This is a genomic window from uncultured Cetobacterium sp. (genome assembly GCF_947072685.1).
In the GTDB taxonomy this organism is placed as follows: domain Bacteria; phylum Fusobacteriota; class Fusobacteriia; order Fusobacteriales; family Fusobacteriaceae; genus Cetobacterium_A.
In genome coordinates, this window is the sequence record NZ_CAMTIK010000010.1 from 71,885 (window position 1) to 77,936 (window position 6,052).

The 6,052-nt window shown below is 34.7% G+C and carries 8 protein-coding genes and 1 riboswitch; of the genes, 7 read left to right on the forward strand and 1 reads right to left on the reverse strand.

Annotated elements, in window-relative coordinates; genetic code table 11:
- The 7 genes from Q0V67_RS05290 (at position 1) to Q0V67_RS05320 (ending at position 5,396) form a co-directional block, all read left to right on the forward strand.
- Entirely contained in the window at positions 1 to 372 is a 372-nt protein-coding gene (locus tag Q0V67_RS05290; RefSeq protein ID WP_297597738.1) for a desulfoferrodoxin family protein, read from the forward strand.
- Positions 373 to 412: 40 nt separating this feature from the next.
- Positions 413 to 562, forward strand: a complete 150-nt coding sequence (locus Q0V67_RS05295) for a rubredoxin (RefSeq protein WP_297597752.1) — start codon at positions 413 to 415, stop codon at positions 560 to 562.
- 88 nt (positions 563 to 650) lie between these two features.
- On the forward strand, positions 651 to 1,424 hold the full coding sequence (locus Q0V67_RS05300; protein ID WP_297597740.1) for an MBL fold metallo-hydrolase: 774 nt from the start codon (positions 651 to 653) through the stop codon (positions 1,422 to 1,424).
- 8 nt (positions 1,425 to 1,432) lie between these two features.
- The gene (locus Q0V67_RS05305; RefSeq protein ID WP_297597742.1) at positions 1,433 to 2,011 is read left to right on the forward strand and encodes a uracil-DNA glycosylase family protein; all 579 of its coding nucleotides are present in this window, start codon (positions 1,433 to 1,435) and stop codon (positions 2,009 to 2,011) included.
- A 1-nt stretch (position 2,012) separates the two neighbouring features.
- Positions 2,013 to 3,062, forward strand: coding sequence for a glycosyltransferase family 9 protein (locus tag Q0V67_RS05310; protein WP_297597744.1), 1,050 nt, complete (start codon positions 2,013 to 2,015; stop codon positions 3,060 to 3,062).
- Positions 3,063 to 3,112: 50 nt separating this feature from the next.
- Positions 3,113 to 3,859 (forward strand): YebC/PmpR family DNA-binding transcriptional regulator, encoded by a 747-nt coding sequence (locus Q0V67_RS05315; RefSeq protein WP_297597746.1) that lies wholly within the window; start codon positions 3,113 to 3,115, stop codon positions 3,857 to 3,859.
- A riboswitch (purine riboswitch) is annotated at positions 3,854 to 3,954 on the forward strand. (Overlaps the previous gene by 6 nt.)
- A 92-nt stretch (positions 3,955 to 4,046) precedes the next feature.
- Positions 4,047 to 5,396: a nucleobase:cation symporter-2 family protein gene (locus Q0V67_RS05320; RefSeq protein ID WP_297597748.1), complete on the forward strand. Its 1,350-nt coding sequence runs from the start codon at positions 4,047 to 4,049 to the stop codon at positions 5,394 to 5,396.
- Positions 5,397 to 5,446: 50 nt separating this feature from the next.
- Here the strand turns inward: Q0V67_RS05320 and Q0V67_RS05325 are convergent, their stop codons facing one another.
- Complete coding sequence (locus Q0V67_RS05325; protein ID WP_297597750.1) at positions 5,447 to 5,923, reverse strand: hypothetical protein; 477 nt, start codon at positions 5,921 to 5,923, stop codon at positions 5,447 to 5,449.
- Positions 5,924 to 6,052: the final 129 nt, after the last annotated feature.

Below are 6,052 nucleotides of genomic sequence, written 5' to 3' on the forward strand. Positions count from 1 at the left end.
ATGAAAGTTTATGATATTTTAAAAGTAAAAGGTAATCCTGTAGTTGTGGAAGTTCTTGTAGCTGATAAGGAGGGAGTAGAGGTCCCTGATTTAGAGTTACTTAAAGAAAAAACACAAGATGCTGCAACTGAAAAACATGTTCCTTATGTTGAGGTAAAAGAGGATGGTTATTTAGTTAAAGTTGGAAAAGAGGTGGCACATCCCATGACAGAAGAGCACTATATTCAGATGATTGAGATATGTGTGGGAGAGTTTTTATATAGAAAATATTTAAAACCTGGTGATGCTCCGGAAGCATATTTTAGAGTCCCTAAGGGAGAGAGCGTTTGTGCTAGAGAGTATTGCAATATTCATGGATTATGGTCAAATTAAGTATTTGAAAATAAAAGGGGGTATTGGTGTGGCAAAACAGATGAGATGTGTTATATGTGATTATGTTTATGATGAAACTATTGGTGATCCAGAAAATGGAGTAGCACCTGGAACTGTGTGGGAAAATGTTCCTGAAGATTGGGTTTGCCCATTGTGTTATGTCGGTAAGGATCAGTTTGAAGAGATTTAAAGGTGATTAATAGGACCTCTTAGCAGTTTGCTAAGAGGTTTTTTTATGATATAATAGAGTATATAGGATGAAAAAGAGAGGATGTGTCATGAAATTATCAGTGCTAGGAAGTGGAAGTAGAGGGAACTCTATTTTTTTAGAAACAGACTCAATAAGGTTATTGGTGGATGCTGGATTTAGTGGAAAAAAAATAGAGGAACAACTGAAGCGGATAGGTGTGGATATTTGTAGTATAGATGGGATTTTAATAACGCATGAGCATGGAGATCATATTCAAGGAGCGGGAATAATATCTAGGAAATATGATGTTCCAATCTATATTACAAAAGAAAGCTATGAAGCGGGGATACTAAAAATTGGAAAAATAAAAGATTCTAATTTAAGATTCATAGAGGAGCAGTTTTGGTTGGGGGACACTATGGTGTATCCATTTGATGTTTTGCATGATGCAGAAAGAACGATAGGGTTTAGATTTGAAGAGAGTACAGGATCTAAATTAGCTATAGCTACAGATGTGGGCTATATAGATAACGGTGTGAGAGAAGCGTTTAAAGATGTCGATGTGATGGTTATAGAATGTAACTATGACTATCAGAAGTTGATGGACTGTTCATACCCTTGGGATTTGAAAGCTAGAGTGAAAAGTAGAAATGGGCATCTATCAAACAATGATTGTGCCAGATTTGTGAGAGAAAATTATCATTCAAATCTAAAAAAAGTTTACTTAGCACATATGAGCAGGGATAGCAATGATGCTAAATTGGCAATAGATGCTGTTTTAGATGAATTGTTAAGAGATGGATTAGAGATATCTTTAGAGGTGGCACAGCAAGAAATAACAACAAAAGTAATTGAATTCTAGGAGGAGAGATGGAAGAGGTTGAAAAACTTTTAGAAGAGCTAAAGTTTGAGGTTGGAACAACAGATGTTTTGAGAGACAGCAAGGAAAAAATAGTTTTAGGAACTGGAAATTTTAAAGGGAAAGTTCTCTTTGTAGGTGATGATCCACTTCTTTATGAGGATGAAGGATTGAAAGTTAGAACTAGCTCTAGTGGAGAGTTTTTAATAAAACTTTGTGATATAGTTGGGTTGTTGCCAGAGGATTATTATATAACAACTTTAACTAAATCTCCAAAAAAATATAGAGAGTTAGAAGAGAAGGATAAAAGAGATTTAAAAGAGTATCTACATATGCAAATAGCACTTATGAATCCTAAAATAATTGTAGCTTTAGGACAAGATGTTGCAGAAGTTTTAAATGAGAGAGAGGTTAAATTTCTTCAGGAAAGAGGAGAGGTTAAGCAGTGGAGAGGGGATATAAAAACTGTTTTAACATACGATGCAAATTTTGCTAAAAAATCCAGAGATGATGGAGGAAAAAGGTCAAAAGTTGCTGTCGATTTTTGGGGAGATTTGAAAAACGTAAAAAATATCATTCAGGAGAGTTAAAATGAAAATATTAGTTGTTAGATTTAAGCAGATTGGAGATGCTATACTCTCATCTGTTATTTGTAAAAGTTTGAAAGAGACGTATCCAGAAGCTGAGATAGATTATGTTTTGTATGAACATGTGGCTCCACTTTTTAAGAATCAAACTTACATAAACAATGTGATAACGATAACAAAAGAAGAGCAAAAAAATCCATTTAAATATATTAAAAAAGTGTGGGATGTGACAAGAAATGACTACGATATAGTTGTGGATATTATGTCGACTCCAAAGAGTGAACTTTTTACACTGTTTTCAAGAAAAGCAAAGTATAGAATAGGGCGTTATAAACCTAAAAGAGGTTATACTTATACTCACAGTATACAAGAACCTTCAAGTGAATTTGATAAAGCTGAAAAATTCTTAAAAATGTTAGATCCCTTAATTAAAGATGGTGTGGACATGAAACTAAATCCAAGTTACTCACTTGAATTTCTTCCTGAGGAGAGGGAAAAACTTCGTAAAAGAATGGAAGAGGCAGGAGTGAATTTTGACAAACTTATAATCCCTTTAGCTATAAATTCAAGAAGACCAGAAAAAATTTATCCAATAGATTTGATGAAAAAAATAGCGACAGAACTTTTAGAACGGTACGATTCACAAATTGTATTGTACTATTCTCCAAATGAAAAGGATTTTGCTAAAAAATTTCACGAGGAACTGGAATGGGATAAGAGAATAATATCAGATATTTATACTGGTGACATAAGAGAACTGGGAGCCCTTTTATCAAATTGTGATATATTTGTAGGAAATGAGGGTGGACCACGACATCTAGCACAAGCTTTGGATATTCCAAGTTTTGCAATATTCAGTCCAGGTTCAAATAGAAATGATTGGTTATCTAGAGGGAATAAGAGACATGAAGGGATAGAGCCAAGAGATGTGGGTTCGGAAAACTATGATGAACTTTCATATGAAGAGAGATATAGACTCATAAAACCAGAAAAAGTTTTGGAAGAGGTTCATAAAAAAATTAACCTAGTGCCCAAATATATTGAAAAAAAATAGTTAGTATGATAAAATTTATATAGTAATTTAGGAAAATAGGAGGAATTTTTGTGGCAGGACATAGCAAATGGTCTAATATAAAGCATAGAAAAGGTGCTCAAGATGCTAAAAGAGCAAAAGTTTTCACAAGATTAGGGAAAGAGTTGACAATTGCAGCTAAAGAGGCTGGAGGAGATCCTGGATTCAATCCAAGACTTAGATTAGCAGTAGAGAAAGCAAAAGCAGCTAACATGCCAAAAGATAACCTGGAAAGAGCGATCAAAAAGGGAACTGGAGAGCTTGAAGGTGTTGACTATATGGAGATTAGATATGAAGGTTATGGTCCAGAAGGGACAGCTTTCATAGTTGAGGTTGTAACAGATAATAAAAATAGATCGGCTTCTGAAGTTAGGGCAGCATTCTCTAAAAGAGGAGGAAACCTAGGAACAGATGGAGCAGTTGCTTGGATGTTCCAAAAGAAGGGAGAAATTTTAGTACCTTCTGAGGGGATTGATTTGGATGAGTTTATGATGGCGGCTCTTGAAGCTGGAGCGGATGATGTTATAGAAGAGGCTGGAGAGTTTACAGTATATACAGAGTACACTGAGTGTAACAATGTGGCTGAGGAACTAAAAAAAGCTGGATATACGGTAACTGAAGCTGAAGTTGCAATGATACCAGACAATAAAGTTGTAATCACAGATTTGGAAATAGCTAAAAAAGTGATGGCATTATACGAAGCTTTAGATGATTTAGATGATGTGAATGATGTCTATTCAAACTTTGATATTTCAGATGAGCTTTTAGAGCAGTTATAAAAAAATAAGCATACTCATATATTTTGGAAATATGGTCCAATAGTTTCTACGTCTTCGCCGTAAATGAAGACGCTATGGGTAGAATAGCATTTTAACATACCCAAAATATGTTTCTAGGCGTAGATTCTATCCATGAGTCTACGCTTTTTTTTGTAAAAAAATAAAAAACAATGGAGGGAATTTTAAAATGCAAAAAAATAAATCACCTTATGATCTGAATGGAGTACCGGAGTTAAGAAAAGCTATACCTTTAGGATTACAGCATATAATGGCGATGTTTATGGGGAATATTACGCCCATAATAATAGTTGCTAACGTACTTGGGTTCACTCAAGATATGAGAATAAATTTGATACAAGCAACAATACTTGTTGCAGGATTAAATACATTGGTACAGGTTTATAGCCTAGGTCCTATGGGGGCAAAACTTCCTGTAGTTGTGGGAACAAATTTTTCTTTTGCTCCAGTAGCTATATCGATAGCTGGAAAATTTGGATATGAGGGGGTTTTAGGGGCTGCTCTTATAGGTGGAATATTTGAAGCCTTCTTAGGATTTCATATGAAAAAAATCCGAAAATTCTTTCCGCCAATCGTTACAGGAACAGTTATATTGGCTATAGGTCTATATCTTTTACCAGTTGGAATAAACAGTTTTGCAGGAGGGTTTGGAGCACCGGATTTTGCTTCAACAGAAAATCTTATTTTGGGAACATTAGTTTTAGCTGTTGTTATATTTTTTAAAGAGTTTACTAAAGGGATTACAAGTTCTGGAGCTATTTTTATGGGAACGATAGTAGGGACAGTAGTTGCATTTTTCATGGGGAAGATTGATATCACGCCACTTTTAAATGCGAATTATGTAAGTATTCCAAAACCGTTTAGCTTTGGATATAGCTTTCATTTAGAAGCTATAATACCTATGATATTGATGTTTGTAGTTTCAGCCATAGAAACTATGGGAGATATGTCAGGAATAACTGTAGGTGGAGCTGGAAGGCAACTGGAGGACAAAGAACTTAAAGGTGGAATTATAAGTGATGGAGTAGGAAGTGCTTTTGCAACAATGTTTTCTGTATTACCTACAACATCTTTTAGTCAAAATACAGGGATAATTGCAATGACAGGGGTTATGAGTAGATTTGTAGTGGGAATAGGAGCTATGTTTTTAGTGGCGAGTGCATTTATTCCAAAAGTAGCAGCAGCCTTCACACTTGTTCCTCAAAGTGTAATAGGTGGAAGTTTAGTTATGATATTTTCAATGATAGCTATCAGTGGAATAAACTTGATAAATCAGGAGCCTTTAGAGGGGCGTAACGCTGTAATACTGGCTGTTTCTTTAGGATTGGGATATGGAGTTGGATTGGTTCCGGCAGTGATAGAAGCTTTTCCTGAAAGTATAAGATATGTATTCACTGACTCAGGATTTGTTGTAGCAGGAACAATAGCGGTATTGTTGAATTTGATTTTGCCTAAAAATGGGGATGTTGAAATTGACTTGAAAGATATATCTAAAGAGCTAAATAAAGAGATGGTTTAAGAAAAAAAGACTGCTCTATCGTGAATATCATGATAGGGCAGTCTTTTGTTTTAATTGTATCTCACTTTAAAAGTTACATTTCCAGAATATAATCCAGATTTTTGATTGAGAGCAGTATTGATAATACCTTTAAATCTCAAATTTATTTGCCCGTTATTTCCAACAAAAGAGGTATGTTCTCCACCTAACCAGTGGATATTTCCAACTGGATAATCCCCAATAGAGGAAAGTTGAACAGGTAAAAGATCTCCGTTTGTATTCACTAAATTAATTCCATTAGTTGTTTTAGTTTGTGAGTCCACAACTATAACAACTCTTTCAGAGGGGTCATGGTTGATAGTCATGGGTGCCAAAGCGGTATTCCCAGTAGAACCAGCCACAATTGTTCCAAAATCCATATTAGAAGTTACAACAGTTAGAGGCTCTATAATTTTAGCTGTGATTTGCATATCCGCAGACTGAGCTGAATTATTACTGAATGAAACTGAAAATATCAAAAGAAAGAGTAAAGAAATTTTTCTAAACATGTAAGTCCTCCTGAATTTGCCAAAGTATCAGCGTATTATAAGTTTAAAATAAGCTGAGGAACAATCTCTCTCAGCTTATTGAAATTTATTAAACAGTGATATTGTCCTTAGTTATATCTTACTTGAGCA

What these genes read in the sequence shown, in the direction of transcription:
- Q0V67_RS05320 (WP_297597748.1), top strand. Translation starts at nt 4,047, where the DNA reads ATGCAAAAAAATAAATCACCTTATGATCTGAATGGAGTACCGGAGTTA.
- Q0V67_RS05325 (WP_297597750.1), bottom strand. Translation starts at nt 5,923, where the DNA reads ATGTTTAGAAAAATTTCTTTACTCTTTCTTTTGATATTTTCAGTTTCA.
- Q0V67_RS05305 (WP_297597742.1), top strand. Translation starts at nt 1,433, where the DNA reads ATGGAAGAGGTTGAAAAACTTTTAGAAGAGCTAAAGTTTGAGGTTGGA.
- Q0V67_RS05310 (WP_297597744.1), top strand. Translation starts at nt 2,013, where the DNA reads ATGAAAATATTAGTTGTTAGATTTAAGCAGATTGGAGATGCTATACTC.
- Q0V67_RS05300 (WP_297597740.1), top strand. Translation starts at nt 651, where the DNA reads ATGAAATTATCAGTGCTAGGAAGTGGAAGTAGAGGGAACTCTATTTTT.
- Q0V67_RS05290 (WP_297597738.1), top strand. Translation starts at nt 1, where the DNA reads ATGAAAGTTTATGATATTTTAAAAGTAAAAGGTAATCCTGTAGTTGTG.
- Q0V67_RS05295 (WP_297597752.1), top strand. Translation starts at nt 413, where the DNA reads ATGAGATGTGTTATATGTGATTATGTTTATGATGAAACTATTGGTGAT.